Raw genomic sequence first — 807 nt, forward strand, 5'->3', positions numbered from 1 at the left:
ATCCAGGCCGAGACGGATGTGAACCTCGCCTTCCGGATCGATGGCCGCATGGTCGAACGCTCGGCCAATGTCGGCGACCGCGTGACCGCCGGGCAGGTGGTGGCCCGCCTCAACCGTGACAATGAGGAGAGCAACCTGCGCGCCGCGCGGGCAGCGCTGGTGGCTGCCAACGCTCGCGTCATCGAGACGCGCAACAACTTTTCGCGGCAGCGCCAGCTGCTGGCCAGCGGCTTCGCCACCCGCGTCCGCTACGACGAGGCGACGCAGCAGCTGCAATCCGCGACATCGGCCGCGGATTCCGCCCAGGCCCAGGTGAGCATCGCCGAGAACCGCCTCGGCTACACGGATCTCGTGGCCGATTCCAACGGCACGGTGACGGCGCGGGGCGCCGAGCCGGGCGAAGTCGTGCAGCCCGGCCGCATGATCCTGCAGAKTGCCCAGGATGGCGGTCGCGACGCCGTCTTCGGCGTGCCGGCCTCGGTGAAGGACCGCGCGCCGGACAGCCCCGTCATCGAGGTTTCCCTGACGACCGACCCGGCAATCCGCGCCGTGGGCCGCGTGCGCGAGGTCTCCCCGCGCGCCGACCCCGTGACCGGCACCTTCCAGGTGCGCGTGGGCCTCTCCGATCCGCCGGCGKGGTTGCGGCTTGGCTCGACCGTCACGGGGCGCATGCGCATCGGCGGCGGCGATGGCTATGAGATCCCGGCCAGCGCGCTGACGCGCATCCAGGGTAACCCGGCGGTCTGGATCGTCGATGCCGCCGCGCAGACGGTCTCGCTCCGCCAGGTCGAGGTCGCGCGCTTCGAT

Annotated in this window: 1 protein-coding gene; it reads left to right on the forward strand. The window is 71.6% G+C overall.

All coding sequences use genetic code 11. From position 1 onward, the window contains the following. Positions 1 to 807: efflux RND transporter periplasmic adaptor subunit (locus AC1DWF_RS33505; protein WP_476842809.1), on the forward strand; the 807-nt coding region annotated here is incomplete at both ends.

This window comes from Aminobacter sp. P4_D5 (genome assembly GCF_056401815.1).